This is a genomic window from Pseudoalteromonas sp. S2893 (assembly GCF_005887105.1).
Lineage (GTDB): Bacteria > Pseudomonadota > Gammaproteobacteria > Enterobacterales > Alteromonadaceae > Pseudoalteromonas > Pseudoalteromonas atlantica.
Map to the genome: position 1 here is coordinate 1 of NZ_PNCY01000168.1, position 383 is coordinate 383.

The 383-nt window shown below is 46.5% G+C and carries 2 protein-coding genes; both read right to left on the reverse strand.

Going from position 1 to position 383, the window contains the following annotated elements; all coding sequences use genetic code 11:
* Positions 1-64: 64 nt before the first annotated feature.
* A complete protein-coding gene (locus tag CWC04_RS19970) occupies positions 65-229 on the reverse strand; it encodes a SulP family inorganic anion transporter (protein ID WP_349304527.1) in 165 nt (54 codons plus the stop codon).
* On the reverse strand, positions 186-383 hold a 198-nt coding region (locus tag CWC04_RS19975), incomplete at its 5' end, for a hypothetical protein (protein WP_249326238.1). The genes CWC04_RS19970 and CWC04_RS19975, both read right to left, overlap by 44 nt.

Here is a 383-nt window from a genome sequence, read left to right on the forward strand (position 1 = left end):
CATAGCTGGGCTGGTTAGTTCCATCCAATCGCCTGCCTAGGTAAACATATAGTGTTGCTTATCGTTAACTAAGAGAACGATTGCTTTCTATTGGCCAAATTGAGCAAATACAAACCACAATAGCTAATCCATTTACAAAGCAAAGCACTACAGCGTGAGGGAACCGCCTAATAAATTTGCCCAGTTTAAAAGCGCCATACACAACTTGTAGCCCACCGGTTAATACCACGGCGCAGCAAGAACTCCAGCCCAAACATATTAATAAAGGCGGTGGTGACTACAGCCATAGAGCCAGCAGCACCCGAAATCAGACCAGGGCGGCCTCCTAAGACTGCGGTAATAACGCCCACAAAACACGACCCATAAAGACCCATACTTGTGTC